Raw genomic sequence first — 15,096 nt, forward strand, 5'->3', positions numbered from 1 at the left:
CGGCCCAAAAGAGCGGATCTATGGAAGTGCACCCATATGATCACCGCTCATGGGAAATGCCCGGGCCGCCGCCTTCACCGTCTGGTATCTGCGTGCCGTCGCGTTCGTCAACTTCCTCAGTGCGATGTCGGTCTCCCTGGGGCAGGACGTACGGCGCCACAACCAGGAGGACTTCTTCACCCCGTATCTGCTGACGGCCGGGTTCGCCTCGGGTGTCTTCACCGCGTTCCTCGCCGTCACCATGCGGCGGCGCAAGCGGGCCGCGTGGATCCTGAACCTCGCGCTGAGCGGGACGTTCCTGGGCCTGTTCGCGCTCGCCATGGCGTTCCCCGAGATCCGCCGCCATCCACAGAACTGGGTCTCGCTGGGGCTGACCGCCGCCTTCGTCGCCGCGCTGGTCGCCGGGCGGCGGGAGTTCTACGCCAAGGGCGACCGGACCAATCCGAAACTCGCCGCGGCCGTCGGGACCGGCGGGCTGCTCGGCGCCTCGCTGCTGGCCGCGCTGCTGGTGACCGTCACCAACCGGGCGCAGACGCCCTCCACGTTCCTCGAACGCTGGCGGTACGGCACGCTCCGGCTGGTCTCGGTCGCCGCCGAGGAGTCCCACTACTCCGGCATCGCCACGCCCACCTGGGTCGACGTCGCCGTCAACGTCCTGAGCACCGTGCTCGTCCTCGCCGTGCTGTACGCGGCCTTCCGCTCCCGGCGGGCCGTCGACCCGCTCACCGAGGACGACGAGAAACGGCTGCGGGAGCTGCTGGAGCGGCACGGCGAGCGGGACTCCCTCGGGTACTTCGCGCTGCGCCGGGAGAAGAGCGTGCGCTGGTCGCCCACGGGGAAGGCGGCCCTCGCCTACCGGGTCGTGGGCGGGGTGTCGCTGGCCTCCGGGGATCCGCTCGGGGACCCGGAGGCCTGGCCGGGGGCGATCGAGCCGTGGCTCGCCGAGGCGCGGGCGCACGGATGGATCCCGGCGGTGATGGGGGCGAGCGAGGAGGCCGGGACCGTGTACGCGCGGCACGGTCTCGACGCGCTGGAGCTCGGGGACGAGGCCCTGGTCGAGGTCGCCGAGTTCACCCTCGAAGGACGGGCGATGCGGACCGTGCGGCAGGCGTACAACCGGGTGCGGCGGGCCGGGTACACCGTGCGCGTACGGCGGCACGAGGACATCCCGGCCGACGAGATGACGTACCTCGTGCGGCGCGCCGACGACTGGCGGGACGGGGCCACCGAGCGCGGGTTCAGCATGGCGCTGGGGCGGCTCGCGGACCCGGAGGACGGGCGCTGCGTGATGCTGGAGTGCACTGACGCGCAGGGCGAACTGCGGGCGCTGCTCTCCTTCGTGCCGTGGGGACCGCACGGGCTGTCCCTGGACCTGATGCGGCGGGACCGGGAGTCCGACAACGGGCTGATGGAGTTCATGGTCATCGAGCTGCTGCGGGGAGCCCGGGAGATCGGCATCACCCAGGTCTCGCTCAACTTCGCCGTGTTCCGGTCGGTGTTCGAACGGGGCGCACGGCTCGGCGCCGGGCCGGTGCTGCGGCTGTGGCGGTCGCTGCTCAGCTTCTTCTCGCGCTGGTGGCAGATCGAGTCGCTGTACCGCGCCAACGCCAAGTACCGGCCCATCTGGGAGCCGAGGTTCCTGCTCTTCGAGAAGAGCGCGGACCTGCCCCGCATCGCCATCGCGGCGGCGCGGGCGGAGGGCTTCCTGGAGGCGCCGGGACTGCCGAAGTGGCTGCACCGCAGGCATCTGGAGACCCACCGATGAGACCGCTCGCCCGCTGGGCCCGCGCCGAGTGGGGGCCGCTGTACAGGGCCGTACGCAAGCCCCTGGTGAAACGGCGGCTTCGGGCGATCCCGATGACGCTCGGGGCGGTGTGCCTGACGGCGGCCCTACAGGTCGTGCAGAACCAGTCCTGGGGCTACCGGCTCGTGCAGAACCTCGGGGCCGTGCGGGCCGAGGACCCTCTGTGGCTCGCCCTGCTGCGCACCCCGCTCTCCCTCTTCGTCCCGGCGCTGGACCTGCCCGTGTGGGGTGCGCTCGCACAGGTTCTGCTGGTGTTCGGGATCGCCGAGATCTGTCTGGGCTGGTGGCGCACCCTCGTCATCGCCTACGCCGCCACCCTCGCCGGCACGCTGTACGCGCGCGTGGGCGTCGCCCTCGGCCCCGGCGCCCCGTTCGGCCTGCCCGGCTCCGACGCCCGGATCGTCGACACCGGCCCCTCGGCGGCCGTGGTCGGCCTCGCGGTCTTCCTGGGCTGGCGACACGGCGCGTACCTCACGGCGGCCGCGGTGATCCTGGCGATGGTCGTCGAGGTGCTGTTGAAGAACAACCTGGCCGGCAAGGAACACCTGGCGGCGATCGCGGCGGTACTGGCCCTGTGCGGAGCGGCGGAACTACGCCGCCGCCGACGGGGGCGGTGGGCCGGGCGGGGCCGACGGGGAGGGCTCAGGAAGCCGGTGGGCGCGAGCGGGGGGCGGGGCGGCGGCTGAGGCTGCGGCGGCTGCGGCGACGGCTGCTGAGGCGGCTGGCGGCTGGCGGCTGGCGGCTGGCGGCTGGCGGCTGGCGGCTGGCGGCTGGCGGCTGGCGGCTGGCGGCTGGCGGCTGGCGGCAGCGCACGGTCGTCTCCACTCTCCGGTCAGCTGCACTCTCCGGTCACCAGCATCGGCGTTCGTCCGTCATCCGCCCTCGCCCGACTGCGCGAGCTCCGCGTCCGTCTTGCCGCCCAGCCAGTCGCCTATCAGGCGGCGGGGGCGGGCCCAGCGGCGGTCGTGGTGGTAGGCGCGGAGGATCGCTCTGGCTCGGGCGCGGGGGCGGCGGCGGTAGAAGCGGCGGGCCCAGGGGGAGCCCGGGCGGGCCAGCCGTACCAGGCCGATCAGGCCCACCAACGGGACGATCACGCTGAAGATCGCCATCCGGGCCTTGCCCTTGCTCAGCACGGCCAACGAGAAGAGGAAGTTGACCGCGACGGTCGAGATGACGCTCCCCCGGTCCTGGAGCTCGTCCTGGCTCATGTCGTTGACGCCGAACGGCGCGAAGCCCACCAGCAGCAGTCCGACCAGCGCCGCCGCCAGGACGACGACCTCGACGCTCTTGCGCCCGGCCTCGGTCCAGTACACGTCGTCGAGGTGCACGATCAGCGCGAACTCGTCGAGGACGAGGCCCGTGCCGATGCCGAAGACCACCGCGAAGACGACCGCCCCGAAGCCGTGCCGGCCGCTCGCCACCGCGCCGAAGCCGCCCGCGACGGTCAGCACGACCCCGGGCACCACATGGTGGATGTGCACCCCGCCGGAGCTGATGTTGCCGAAGGGCCCCTTGCCCGCCCGGATGAGACGGGTGACGACCCGGGTGATCAGGAAGGTGAGCACGAACGCGGCCAGGGCGACGAGCAGGGGGAGTTTCCCCGGTTCGACGATGTTGCGCTGCAGCCAGTGGCCCATGTCCCCAGTCTCTCGGGGAGCCGGGCGGGCTGCCCGGCCGGTGCGGCGACCGGGCTACCCTGCCGACGTGTCCACGCCCCCGCCGCCTCCGCCGCCTCCGTCGTCCTCGCCGCCCCAGCCTCTCGACGGCCTCCGTTTCGCCTTCGGCACGCTCACCGTCCTCCCGGTCAGGGTGACCCGCTGGGACCGCCGGGCCGCGCGCGCGGGCATGCTGAGCGCCCCCGTGGTCGGGCTGGTCGTCGGCGGCTGCGCGGCGGGGCTGGGGCTGCTGCTCCTCTTCCTGGGCGCGAGCCCCCTTCTCGCGGGCGTCGCCTCCACCGCCGTACCCGCCGTCCTCACGCGGGGTCTGCACCTCGACGGGCTGGCCGACACCGCCGACGGGCTGGGCAGCGGGAAGCCCGCGGAGGACGCGCTGCGGATCATGAAGCAGTCGGACATCGGACCGTTCGGCGTGCTCACGCTCGTGCTGGTGCTGCTCGCCCAGGCGGCCGCGCTGGCGCAGCTCTACGACGCCTCCTGGGCGCGGGGCGCGATCGCGGCCGTGACCGCGGCGGTCGCCGGACGGCTGGCGCTCACCCTGGCCGCCCGCGCCGGGGTCCCGGCCGCCCGCCCCGAGGGGCTGGGCGCGGCGGTCGCCGGGGTGGTCCCGGCGCCGGGCGCGCTGGCGGTGACGGCCGCCTGCACACTCGCGGCGGCGGCCTGCGCGTGGGCACTCGGGGGGTACGACAGCGTGCGTACGGCGGTCGCGGTCGTCCTCGCGCTGGCCGTCGGCGAACTCCTGCTACGTCACTGCACGCGCCGCTTCGGCGGGGTCACCGGCGATGTCTTCGGCGGCCTGGCGGAGACGGCGACGACGACCGCGCTCGTGGTGCTGTGCCTGGGGAGTTGACGGACCTGGAGAGTTGACCGGCCTGGGGAGTTGACTGGCCTGGGAAGTTGACTGGCCTGGGAAGTTGACGGGGCATGAGGCAGGACCAGGCCGTCGGCGTCAGCAGGCCTCGCGCCACGCGCCCAGCTCGTACTTCTTCAGCAGGGAACTCAGCTTCAGGCGGCGGGAGTCGGCGCAGAAGCGGCTCGTGGGGAGCTCGTACTCGACGTGGAAGACGGCCTTGCCCGCCTCGATGAACGGGGTCAGGTCGTCGCACTCCTCGTACTGGGCGCACTGTTCGTTGACCGCGAAGTCGAAGTCGTCGACGAGCTGCGGGATCTGGTCGAGGTCGTTCTTCAGGCCGACCGACAGGCCCCGGTCGTGGGCGAGTTCGGCGATGAGCCGGTTGTAGCGGAGCTGGTCTGCGGCCTTGATCGGGAAGCCGGTCGTGTTCTTGTAGCCGTCCATGTTGTCCGGCTCGACCGCGTCGAAGCCCTTCTCGCGGCACATGTCGAGGCGAGCCGCCATCAGGGGTTTCAGGACGTCGGTGCGGCGGATGTCGAGCCAGCGCTCGCCGTCCCAGCCGTTTCCCTTGCCCAGCACGGACTTGGGGAACTCGTCGGCGTCGGGACGCCAGTCCTCCCAGGCGCCGGTGGACAGGTAGCAGATGACCTTGCGGCCGTCGCGGTGCAGGTCGGCGACCGTGTCCGCGGTGTGGTCGAAGCCGTCGACGTCGTAGACCGGCACGTCGATCGAGGTGTCCAGCCGACCGCTGAGCTGCCACTGCCAGTCGATGCCGGGGGCGGGCCGCCAGCGCTGCCCGGCCGCGTCGGAAGTCCTGCCGTCCGGAGCGTCGTCCGGCGCGGAGGCGCAGCCCGCGAGCGGCAGCAGAAAGAGGGTCAGGAGCAGGATCGGGCGTCTCACCGAAGTAAGGATCTCTCATAGGTCCGAGCCGGCCCACCGGGGGTGCGAGGATCGAGAGGTGGCTACGACGCCACCGACAGGTGAACACTCGCGTGCATGAGCGAGTGCGCACGCACGCGTACGCTCGTTCCCGGGGTTCGTCGCATCGGTTCGCCGCGCCGGTGGGGCCGACCCCGAGTGCGACCGCACCCTCGGCCCGGTTCTAGGGTCGGCTGTCGGGCCCGGTCGACCCACACTTTCCGGCCATTGCAACTTCACATCGGAAGCGAGAATTCACCACCGTGACTGCTCTCACTCTCAGCACCGCCGCGGCGCCCGGCCTCCGGGCCGACGCGATCGTGATCGGTGTCGCCAAGGCCGCGAACGGCCCGGTCGTCGCGCCGGGCGCCGAGTCCGTGGACAAGGCCTACGACGGCCGGCTCGCCGGCGTCCTGGAAACCCTCGGAGCCTCCGGCGCCGAGGGCGAGGTGACCAAGCTGCCCGCCCCGGCCGGCTTCAAGGCGCCGCTCGTTCTGGCGGTGGGACTGGGCGCGGAGCCCGAGAAGGACGCCTCCTTCGACGCCGAGGCCCTGCGCCGGGCGGCCGGCGTGGCCGCCCGCACCCTCACCGGCGCCAAGAAGGCCGCCTTCGCCCTGCCGGTGACCGACGCCGCCGACATCGGCGCGATCGCCGAGGGCATCGTGCTCGGCGCGTACTCCTTCGACGCCTACAAGGCCGCCCCCCGCGACGCCAAGGCCAAGAACGGCAAGGCGCCCCTCGCCGAGGCCGCCCTGCTCGGCGGCAAGCCGCGCGACGCCGCCCACAAGGCCGCGCTGGTCCGCGCCGGCGCCGTCGGCGAGGAGCTCAACCGCGCCCGCGACCTGATCAACATGCCGCCCAACGACCTCGACCCGGAGGCCTTCGCCGCCCTCGTGCAGACGGCGGCCAAGGAGCACGGCATCAAGGTGCAGGTGCTCGACGAGAAGGCCCTGGCCAAGGGCGGCTACGGCGGCATCCTCGGCGTCGGCGTCGGCTCGGCGGCGACCCCGCGCCTGGTGAAGCTGTCGTACACCGCCGGCAAGGCGAACAAGCACCTCGCCTTCGTCGGCAAGGGCATCACCTACGACTCGGGCGGCATCTCGCTGAAGCCGGCCGGTCACAACGAGACCATGAAGTGCGACATGAGCGGCGCGGCCGCGGTCTTCGCCGCCGTGGTCGCCGCGGCGCGCCTCGGCCTCGAGGTCAACGTCACCGGCTGGCTGGCGCTGGCCGAGAACATGCCGTCCGGCTCCGCCACCCGCCCGGGTGACGTGCTGCGCATGTACAGCGGCAAGACGGTCGAGGTCCTCAACACCGACGCCGAGGGCCGGCTGGTGCTCGCCGACGCGCTGTGGGCCGCCTCCGAGGAGAAGCCGGACGCGATCGTGGACGTCGCGACGCTGACCGGCGCGATGGTGCTGGCGCTGGGCAGCCGGACGTTCGGGATCATGGCGAACGACGACGCGTTCCGCTCCGCGCTGCACGAGGCGGCGGAGGAGGTCGGCGAGCCGGCCTGGCCGATGCCGCTGCCGGAGCACCTGCGCAAGGGCATGGACTCCCCCGTCGCCGACATCGCGAACATGGGCGAGCGGATGGGCGGCGGGCTGGTGGCCGGGCTCTTCCTGCGGGAGTTCGTGGGCGAGGGGATCACCTGGGCGCACCTGGACATCGCCGGGCCGGCGTTCAACGACGGCGGACCGTTCGGGTACACGCCCAAGGGCGGAACGGGAAGCGCTGTGCGGACTCTGGTGCGGCTCGCTGAGCTGACCGCTGCGGGCGACCTGGGCTGACGTCCCCGTTTTCGGGGTGTGGGGACTGTGCGCCTGATCACTCGGTCGTATCCGTTTCACGGCGGGTGCGGACCGGATGTGGCTGGTCGCGCAGTTCCCCGCGCCCCTTGGCAAGGCCACTCGCCGCTGGTCACATGTGAGCGTGGGGTGTCTCACACCCGGGCCCCGCGTCTCGTTCGTCCTCCGCAAGTGCGAAGATGGGGCTCGGCAGGATAGGGCCCCCACCACAGGGCCGATGAAGAGCGGCCGGACACCAGCCGCCGACCGGTCACTGGAGACCGGCGTGGCGCACATGCATGGAGGACGTGACGTGGCGAACGACGCCAGCACCGTTTTCGACCTAGTGATCCTCGGCGGTGGTAGTGGCGGTTACGCCGCGGCCCTGCGCGGGGCTCAGCTGGGCCTGGACGTCGCCCTGATCGAGAAGGACAAGGTCGGCGGCACCTGCCTGCACCGGGGTTGCATCCCCACCAAGGCCCTGCTGCACGCGGGCGAGATCGCCGACCAGGCCCGCGAGAGCGAGCAGTTCGGCGTCAAGGCCACCTTCGAGGGCATCGACGTCCCCGCGGTCCACAAGTACAAGGACGGCGTCATCTCCGGCCTGTACAAGGGCCTGCAGGGACTCATCGCCTCCCGCAAGGTGACGTACATCGAGGGCACGGGCCGTCTGTCGTCCCCGACCTCCGTCGACGTGAACGGCCAGCGCGTCCAGGGCCGCCACGTCCTGCTGGCGACCGGCTCCGTGCCGAAGTCGCTGCCGGGCCTGGAGATCGACGGCGACCGGATCATCTCCTCCGACCACGCCCTCGTCCTGGACCGCGTGCCGAAGTCCGCGATCATCCTGGGCGGCGGCGTCATCGGCGTCGAGTTCGCCTCGGCGTGGAAGTCCTTCGGCTCGGACGTCACGATCATCGAGGGCCTCAAGCACCTGGCGCCCCTCGAGGACGAGAACTCCTCCAAGCTTCTTGAGCGCGCTTTCCGCAAGCGCGGCATCAAGTTCAACCTGGGCACCTTCTTCTCGAAGGCCGAGTACACCGCCGACGGCGTCAAGGTCACCCTGGCCGACGGCAAGGAGTTCGAGGCCGAGGTCCTGCTGGTCGCGGTGGGCCGCGGGCCCGTCTCGGCCGGTCTGGGCTACGAGGAGCAGGGCGTCGCGATCGACCGCGGCTACGTCCTGGTCGACGAGTACATGCGCACCAACGTCCCGACCATCTCCGCCGTCGGCGACCTGGTCCCCACGCTCCAGCTCGCGCACGTCGGCTTCGCCGAGGGCATCCTGGTGGCGGAGCGGCTGGCCGGTCTGAAGGCCGTCCCGATCGACTACGACGGTGTCCCGCGGGTGACGTACTGCCACCCCGAGGTCGCCTCCGTGGGCATCACCGAGGCCAAGGCCAAGGAGATCTACGGCGCGGACAAGGTCGTCGCTCTGAAGTACAACCTGGCGGGCAACGGCAAGAGCAAGATCCTGAACACCTCGGGCGAGATCAAGCTCGTCCAGGTCAAGGACGGCGCCGTGGTCGGCGTCCACATGGTCGGCGACCGTATGGGCGAGCAGGTCGGCGAAGCCCAGCTGATCTACAACTGGGAGGCGCTGCCGGCCGAGGTCGCGCAGCTCATCCACGCCCACCCGACGCAGAACGAGGCGCTCGGCGAGGCTCACCTGGCCCTGGCGGGCAAGCCGCTGCACTCGCACGACTGACCCTCGGTCGACTAAGCGACGACTCAGACTTCCGCAATTCGTAAGGAGCAACCGAAACCATGGCGGTTTCCGTAACCCTTCCGGCGCTCGGCGAGAGCGTCACCGAGGGCACCGTCACCCGCTGGCTGAAGGCCGAGGGTGAGCGCGTCGAGGCCGACGAGCCGTTGCTCGAGGTCTCGACCGACAAGGTCGACACCGAGATCCCCTCGCCCGTGTCCGGCATTCTCGCGTCCATCAAGGTCGCCGAGGACGAGACGGTCGAGGTCGGCGCCGAGCTGGCCCTCATCGACGACGGCACGGGCGCCCCCGTTGCCGCCCCTGCCCCGGCCGCCGAGCCCGTGGCGGCTCCGGCCGCTCCGGCCCCGGTCGCCGAGGCCCCCGCGGCTCCGGCCCCGGCTCCCGCGGCTCCGGCCGCCGCCCCCGCCGCTCCGGCCGGTGGCGCCACCGGCACCGACGTGGTCCTGCCCGCCCTCGGCGAGTCCGTCACCGAGGGCACCGTCACCCGCTGGCTGAAGCAGGTCGGCGAGGAGGTCGCGGAGGACGAGCCCCTGCTCGAGGTCTCCACGGACAAGGTCGACACCGAGATCCCCGCGCCGGTCGCCGGCGTGCTGCTGGAGATCGTGGTCGCCGAGGACGAGACCGCCGAGGTCGGCGCGAAGCTGGCCGTCATCGGCGCCCCGGGCGCGGCTCCGGCTGCCGCCCCGGCCCCCGCCGCCCCGGCCCCGGCGCCCGTCGCCGCCGCCCCGGCGCCCGCTCCGGCTCCGGTGGCTCCGGCCCCCGCTCCGGTCGCTCCGCCCGCCCCGGCTCCGGCTCCCGCGCCCGCTCCGGTGGCCGCCGCCCCGGCTCCGGTCGCCCCGGCCCCCGCGCCGGTCGCTCCGGCTCCGGTCGCCCCGGTCGCCCCCGCGCCCGCGGCTCCCGCCGGTGACGACGGCGCCTACGTGACCCCGCTGGTGCGCAAGCTCGCCGCCGAGAACGGCGTCGACCTGGCCGCCGTCAAGGGCACCGGCGTCGGCGGACGGATCCGCAAGCAGGACGTCCTCGCCGCCGCCGAGGCCGCGAAGGCCGCCGCGGCCGCTCCGGCTCCGGCCGCCGCCCCGGCTGCCGCCGCCGCGAAGAAGACCCCCTCCCTGGAGGTCTCCCCGCTGCGTGGCCAGACCGTCAAGATGACCCGCATCCGCAAGGTCATCGGCGACAACATGGTCAAGGCGCTGCGAGAGCAGGCCCAGCTGTCGTCGGTCGTCGAGGTCGACATCACCCGGCTGATGAAGCTCCGCGCGCAGGCGAAGGACTCCTTCGCGGCCCGTGAGGGCGTCAAGCTCTCCCCGATGCCGTTCTTCGTGAAGGCGGCGGCCCAGGCGCTGAAGGCCCACCCGGTCATCAACGCCCGGATCAACGAGGCCGAGGGCACCATCACGTACTTCGACTCGGAGAACGTCGGCATCGCCGTCGACTCCGAGAAGGGTCTGATGACGCCGGTCATCAAGGGTGCGGGCGACCTGAACATCGCCGGCATCTCCAAGGCCACGGCCGATCTGGCGGGCAAGGTCCGCGCCAACAAGATCACCCCGGACGAGCTGTCCGGCGCGACCTTCACCATCTCCAACACCGGCTCGCGCGGCGCGCTGTTCGACACGATCATCGTGCCGCCGAACCAGGTCGCGATCCTCGGCATCGGCGCCACGGTCAAGCGTCCGGCCGTCATCGAGACGGAGGAGGGCACGGTCATCGGCGTCCGCGACATGACGTACCTGACCCTGTCCTACGACCACCGTCTGGTGGACGGCGCCGACGCGGCCCGTTACCTGACCGCGGTCAAGGCGATCCTGGAAGCGGGCGAGTTCGAGGTCGAGCTCGGCCTCTGACCTCCCGGGGTTCGACAGCGAGTGCCCCCGTCCGGAGCTTTCCGGGCGGGGGCACTCGTCTGTCCATTTCGGCGACCGGCTTCCTTGACGGCATATCTGACACTAGATTTGGCTTCATGAGTGCCATCACGTTGCGCATCCCCGACTCCATGGACAAGGCGCTGCGGGACGCCGCCGCCGACGCCCCTTCGCTCAACGACTACATACTGAAGGCCGTACGTCGGCAGATGACGCTGGACGCCGCTCGCAAGCTCGCCGCGCTCGGGCCTCTCGACCTGGAAGGGGAGGGCGACGCGCTGTGAGCATCCAACGGGGGGACGTGTGGGACGTCGACACCGGCAAAGGCGTCCGCACGGTACTCGTCGTCAGCCTTGACGGGCTCGCCGACGCCTACGGGGTGGTCGTGACCCTGGTCCTGCACGCCCCGGCCGTGCACCCCGACACGGCCATGAGCGTCCGCCTGTCGTCCCCCGTCGCCGCCTCCGTCGTCGCCGTCGACCTGCTCCAGCTCTCCGCAGCCCGGTTCGACACCGCCACCGCACACGGCAACATCGGCCCGGAACAGCTTGCGCTCGTCGACGACGCGCTCCGCGCGGTACTCGACCTCTAGGTCGACCTCCTCGACCTAGAGGGTCGTCGCCCCAGGGGCGGGTGCGTGCGGACGCCGCCACCCTGACGTGAGCGTGTAAGTCTCGTCTCACCTGCGTAAAAGCACCCCCGCCCGCCCTTCTGGAAAGCGCTTGCGGCCGTATTGTCTAAACGTCAAACGCCCCCGGGGCCGATGGGCGGCCCCTCCCTAAGGAGCCCTCATGACCGCGCCCGTCGTCCACTCGCTGCGCGAACAGATCCGCGAGCACATCGTGGAGGGGATCGTCAGCGGGCGCTGGAAGCCGGGCGAGCGGATCGTGGAGCGGCGGATCGCGACCGAGCTGGAGGTCTCCCAGACGCCGGTGCGGGAGGCGCTGCGCGAGCTGGAGTCGCTGCGGCTGATCGAGTCCGCGCCGAACAAGGGCGTCCGGGTGCGCAACCTCACGGCCGCGGACCTGGAGGAGAGCTACCCCGTACGGGCCGGTCTGGAGGCCATCGCGGCGGAGCTGGCGGCCCAGCGGCTCGCGGAGGACTGCTCGGCCCTGGAGCCGCATGTCGCGGCGCTGTACGAGGCGGACCGGGACGCGGACGGCACCGGCCAGGTGCGGCACACCGTGGGCTTCCACCGGGAGCTGGTGCGCGCGGCCGGGAACTCGGTGCTGCTGCACACCTGGGAGGGCCTGGGCATCGAGGTGTTCACGGCGCTGTCGATCCGCTGGCTGGGGACGGTGCAGCAGTCGTACGCGGAGGAGCACGAGGAGTTGGTGGCCGCGTTCAAGCGGCGCGACCCCCGGATCGCCGAACTGGTGAAGGCGCATGTGCTGGGGTGCGCGCCGCGGGCGTGACCCGGCCGTGCAGCCGTGCAGCCGTGCAGTGAAGCAGTCGAGCGCCCCCACGCTCACCTGCGGAAACAGCGCGAGAATGCCCCAAATGAGCGGCACCCGGTGCCTGTCCGAAAGGCACCCCGTGCCGACTTTCTCGTAATCGAGAGGTTTTGCCCTTCAACCCTTTGATCGATCATCGATCAGGGAGTTACAGTCGCCGACGGGCTCCCACCAGAGCCTCACGCCCTGTCCTGCCAAAGACCAAGGGCACCCCCGGAACACCACCTCACAGGGAACCCCCTTCGACTGAGGAAGGCGGCGACATGACCGACCCCCACGCCATCCAGCCGAGCGCGCTCGACCAGCTCCCCGACCGGGACCCGGAGGAGACCGCCGAATGGCAGGCCTCCCTGGACGCCGTCACCCAGGCGGCCGGGCCGCACCGTGCCGCGTATCTGATGCGGCGCACGCTGGAGCGTGCCGAGGGCAACGGCATCGCGCTGCCCAAGCTGCTCGAGACGGACTACGTCAACACCATCCCCACCGCCGCCGAGCCGTCCGCGCCCGGCGACGCGGAGCTGGAGCGGAAGATCACCGCGTGGAACCGCTGGAACGCGGCCGCGATGGTGACCCGGGGCGCGAAACACGGCGTCGGCGGCCACATCGCCACCTTCGCCTCCGCGGCCTGGCTGTACGAGACCGGCTTCAACCACTTCTTCAAGGGCAAGGAGGCCGACGGGTCCGGCGACCAGCTCTACATCCAGGGCCACGCCTCCCCCGGCATCTACGCCCGCGCCTTCCTCGACGGCCGGCTGACCGAGCAGCAGCTCGACCACTTCCGTCAGGAGTCGGGCGGCAACGGCCTCCCGTCGTACCCGCACCCCCGCCGCCTGCCCTGGCTGTGGGAGTTCCCGACGGTGTCGATGGGCCTCGGCCCGCTGTCGGCGATCTACCAGGCGCGCTTCAACCGCTATCTGACCAACCGCGGCATCAAGGACGTCTCGCAGTCGCACGTCTGGGCGTTCCTCGGCGACGGCGAGATGGACGAGCCCGAGTCGACGGCGGCACTCGCGCTCGCCTCCCGCGAGGGTCTGGACAACCTGACCTTCGTCATCAACTGCAACCTGCAGCGCCTCGACGGCCCGGTCCGCGCGAACTTCAAGATCGTGCAGGAGCTGGAGGCCCAGTTCCGCGGCGCCGGCTGGAACGTCGTGAAGTCGCTGTGGGGCTCCGCCTGGGACGAGCTGCTCCAGCTCGACACCACGGGCGCGCTGGTCCGCCGGCTGCGCGAGGTGCCGGACGCCCAGGTGCAGACGTACCAGACGCGTGACGCTGCCTACATCCGCCAGGACTTCTTCGGCAAGGACCCGGCGCTCGTCGAGCTGGCGAAGCTGCTCAGCGACGACAAGATCCTGGAGTGCTTCCACCTCTCCCGCGGCGGCCACGAGGCCTCCAAGGTGTACGCCGCGTACAAGGCGGCCGTGGAGTTCAAGGGCGCGCCGACGGTGATCCTGGCGCAGACGGTCAAGGGCCACACCCTCGGCGAGGGCTTCGCGTCGAAGAACGCCAACCACCAGATGAAGAAGCTGTCGGTGGACGAGTTCAAGGCGATGCGCGACCTCCTGGAGCTGCCGATCAAGGACAGCGACTTCGTCGACGGGGTCGTGCCCTACGGCCACCCCGGCGCCGACTCTCCCGAGGTCCGCTACCTCCAGGAGCGCCGCGCGGCCCTCGGCGGCCCGGCCCCGGCCCGCCGTACGCACGCGCTCGCCCCGCTCCCGGCTCCCGCCGAGAAGACGTTCGCGTCCTTCGACAAGGGCTCCGGCACGCAGAACGTGGCGACCACGATGGCCTTCGTCCGTCTCGTCAAGGACCTGGTCCGCGACAAGGAGACCGGGAAGCGCTGGGTGCCGATCGTCCCCGACGAGGCGCGCACCTTCGGCATGGAGTCGCTCTTCCCGTCCCTCGGGATCTACTCCCCCAAGGGCCAGACGTACGAGCCGGTCGACCGTGACCAGCTGATGTACTACAAGGAGGCCAAGAACGGCCAGATCCTCAACGAGGGGATCACCGAGGCCGGTTCGATGGCCGACTTCATCGCCGCGTCCACCGCGTACTCCACGCACGGTGAGGCGATGATCCCGTTCTACATCTTCTACTCGATGTTCGGCTGGCAGCGCACGGCCGACCAGATGTGGCAGCTCGGCGACCAGCTCGGCCGCGGCTTCCTGGTCGGCGCGACGGCCGGCCGCACCACGCTGACGGGCGAGGGCCTGCAGCACGCCGACGGCCACTCCCCGGTCATCGCGGCGACGAACCCGGCCGCCCTGTCGTACGACCCGGCGTTCGCGTACGAGGTCGCGGCGATCGTCAAGGACGGTCTGCGCCGGATGTACGGCGAGGCGGCTCCGGGCGAGGACTCGAACGTCTTCTACTACCTGACGGTCTACAACGAGCCGCTCCCGCAGCCCGCCAAGCCGTCCGCCCCCGGCGTCGACGAGGGCATCGTCAAGGGCCTGTACCGCTTCAACACGGCGGAGTCGGCCGGTCTGACCCCGGTGGCCAACGCCCCGCGCATCCAGCTGCTGGGCTCCGGCACGGCGATCCACTGGGCGCTCAAGGCGCAGAAGCTGCTCGCCGAGGAGTGGGGCGTGGCCGCCGACGTGTGGTCCGCGACCTCCTGGACCGAGCTGCGCCGCGACGCGCTGGAGGCCGACGCCGGCCTGCTGCGCGGCGAGGAGCGCACGCCGTACGTCCGTCAGGCGCTCCAGGGCGCGGAGGGCCCGGTGCTCGCGGTCTCCGACTACATGCGCCAGGTCCCGGACCAGATCGCGCAGTGGGTCGAGCAGGACTACTCCTCGCTGGGCGCGGACGGCTTCGGCCTCTCCGACACCCGTGAGGCGGCCCGCCGCCACTTCGGCGTCGACGCCGAGTCGATCGTCGTCGCGGCCCTGGCCCAGCTCGCCCGGCGCGGCGAGGTCAAGGCGACAGCCGTGAAGGAGGCGCGCGAGCGCTACGGCCTGTAGGCCTACAGGCCTGTCGGTCTTCGTGTGACGGAACGCGGAAGGGGGGTACGGCGACT

At 71.7% G+C, this 15,096-nt stretch carries 12 protein-coding genes; 10 read left to right on the forward strand and 2 right to left on the reverse strand.

Annotated features, from left to right (window positions below):
* Positions 1–49 precede the first annotated feature (49 nt).
* Both OG562_RS10530 and OG562_RS10535 read left to right on the forward strand, forming a co-directional pair.
* On the forward strand, positions 50–1,765 hold the full coding sequence (locus tag OG562_RS10530) for a phosphatidylglycerol lysyltransferase domain-containing protein (RefSeq protein WP_266396108.1): 1,716 nt from the start codon (positions 50–52) through the stop codon (positions 1,763–1,765).
* The gene (locus OG562_RS10535; RefSeq protein ID WP_266396110.1) at positions 1,762–2,490 is read left to right on the forward strand and encodes a hypothetical protein; all 729 of its coding nucleotides are present in this window, start codon (positions 1,762–1,764) and stop codon (positions 2,488–2,490) included. The genes OG562_RS10530 and OG562_RS10535 overlap by 4 nt, the downstream gene beginning before the upstream one ends.
* A 186-nt stretch (positions 2,491–2,676) precedes the next feature.
* Here the strand turns inward: OG562_RS10535 and OG562_RS10540 are convergent, their stop codons facing one another.
* A complete protein-coding gene (locus tag OG562_RS10540; RefSeq protein WP_266396111.1) occupies positions 2,677–3,441 on the reverse strand; it encodes a hypothetical protein in 765 nt (254 codons plus the stop codon).
* A gap of 67 nt (positions 3,442–3,508) precedes the next feature.
* Here OG562_RS10540 and OG562_RS10545 point away from each other — a divergent pair, with 67 nt between their 5' ends.
* A complete protein-coding gene (locus OG562_RS10545; RefSeq protein ID WP_266396112.1) occupies positions 3,509–4,330 on the forward strand; it encodes an adenosylcobinamide-GDP ribazoletransferase in 822 nt (273 codons plus the stop codon).
* 99 nt (positions 4,331–4,429) lie between these two features.
* Here the strand turns inward: OG562_RS10545 and OG562_RS10550 are convergent, their stop codons facing one another.
* Positions 4,430–5,233: an endo alpha-1,4 polygalactosaminidase gene (locus tag OG562_RS10550; RefSeq protein ID WP_266396113.1), complete on the reverse strand. Its 804-nt coding sequence runs from the start codon at positions 5,231–5,233 to the stop codon at positions 4,430–4,432.
* Positions 5,234–5,514: 281 nt separating this feature from the next.
* On the opposite strand from OG562_RS10550, the gene OG562_RS10555 reads away from it, so the two are divergent.
* The 7 genes from OG562_RS10555 to aceE all read left to right on the forward strand — a co-directional run bounded on the left by OG562_RS10555 (position 5,515) and on the right by aceE (position 15,040).
* Positions 5,515–7,041 carry a leucyl aminopeptidase gene (locus tag OG562_RS10555; protein WP_266396114.1) on the forward strand — a complete coding sequence of 509 codons (1,527 nt, stop codon included), beginning with the start codon at positions 5,515–5,517 and terminating at the stop codon, positions 7,039–7,041.
* 310 nt (positions 7,042–7,351) lie between these two features.
* Positions 7,352–8,740 (forward strand): dihydrolipoyl dehydrogenase, encoded by a 1,389-nt coding sequence (gene lpdA / locus OG562_RS10560; RefSeq protein WP_266396115.1) that lies wholly within the window; start codon positions 7,352–7,354, stop codon positions 8,738–8,740.
* A gap of 59 nt (positions 8,741–8,799) precedes the next feature.
* Positions 8,800–10,602: a 2-oxoglutarate dehydrogenase, E2 component, dihydrolipoamide succinyltransferase gene (gene sucB / locus OG562_RS10565; RefSeq protein ID WP_266396116.1), complete on the forward strand. Its 1,803-nt coding sequence runs from the start codon at positions 8,800–8,802 to the stop codon at positions 10,600–10,602.
* A gap of 116 nt (positions 10,603–10,718) precedes the next feature.
* Positions 10,719–10,904: a hypothetical protein gene (locus OG562_RS10570; RefSeq protein WP_266396118.1), complete on the forward strand. Its 186-nt coding sequence runs from the start codon at positions 10,719–10,721 to the stop codon at positions 10,902–10,904.
* Positions 10,901–11,212, forward strand: a complete 312-nt coding sequence (locus OG562_RS10575) for a type II toxin-antitoxin system PemK/MazF family toxin (RefSeq protein ID WP_266396120.1) — start codon at positions 10,901–10,903, stop codon at positions 11,210–11,212. The genes OG562_RS10570 and OG562_RS10575 overlap by 4 nt, the downstream gene beginning before the upstream one ends.
* Positions 11,213–11,411: 199 nt before the next feature.
* Complete coding sequence (locus tag OG562_RS10580; protein ID WP_266396122.1) at positions 11,412–12,035, forward strand: GntR family transcriptional regulator; 624 nt, start codon at positions 11,412–11,414, stop codon at positions 12,033–12,035.
* Positions 12,036–12,337: 302 nt separating this feature from the next.
* Positions 12,338–15,040: a pyruvate dehydrogenase (acetyl-transferring), homodimeric type gene (gene aceE / locus OG562_RS10585; RefSeq protein WP_266396124.1), complete on the forward strand. Its 2,703-nt coding sequence runs from the start codon at positions 12,338–12,340 to the stop codon at positions 15,038–15,040.
* The last annotated feature ends 56 nt before the right edge of the window (positions 15,041–15,096 follow it).

Source organism: Streptomyces sp. NBC_01275 (assembly GCF_026340655.1).
GTDB lineage: Bacteria > Actinomycetota > Actinomycetes > Streptomycetales > Streptomycetaceae > Streptomyces.

Coding starts and splice junctions, on each gene's coding strand:
- OG562_RS10530 (WP_266396108.1), top strand. CDS start 50: ATGGGAAATGCCCGGGCCGCCGCCTTCACCGTCTGGTATCTGCGTGCC.
- OG562_RS10535 (WP_266396110.1), top strand. CDS start 1,762: ATGAGACCGCTCGCCCGCTGGGCCCGCGCCGAGTGGGGGCCGCTGTAC.
- OG562_RS10540 (WP_266396111.1), bottom strand. CDS start 3,441: ATGGGCCACTGGCTGCAGCGCAACATCGTCGAACCGGGGAAACTCCCC.
- sucB (WP_266396116.1), top strand. CDS start 8,800: ATGGCGGTTTCCGTAACCCTTCCGGCGCTCGGCGAGAGCGTCACCGAG.
- OG562_RS10570 (WP_266396118.1), top strand. CDS start 10,719: ATGAGTGCCATCACGTTGCGCATCCCCGACTCCATGGACAAGGCGCTG.
- OG562_RS10580 (WP_266396122.1), top strand. CDS start 11,412: ATGACCGCGCCCGTCGTCCACTCGCTGCGCGAACAGATCCGCGAGCAC.
- aceE (WP_266396124.1), top strand. CDS start 12,338: ATGACCGACCCCCACGCCATCCAGCCGAGCGCGCTCGACCAGCTCCCC.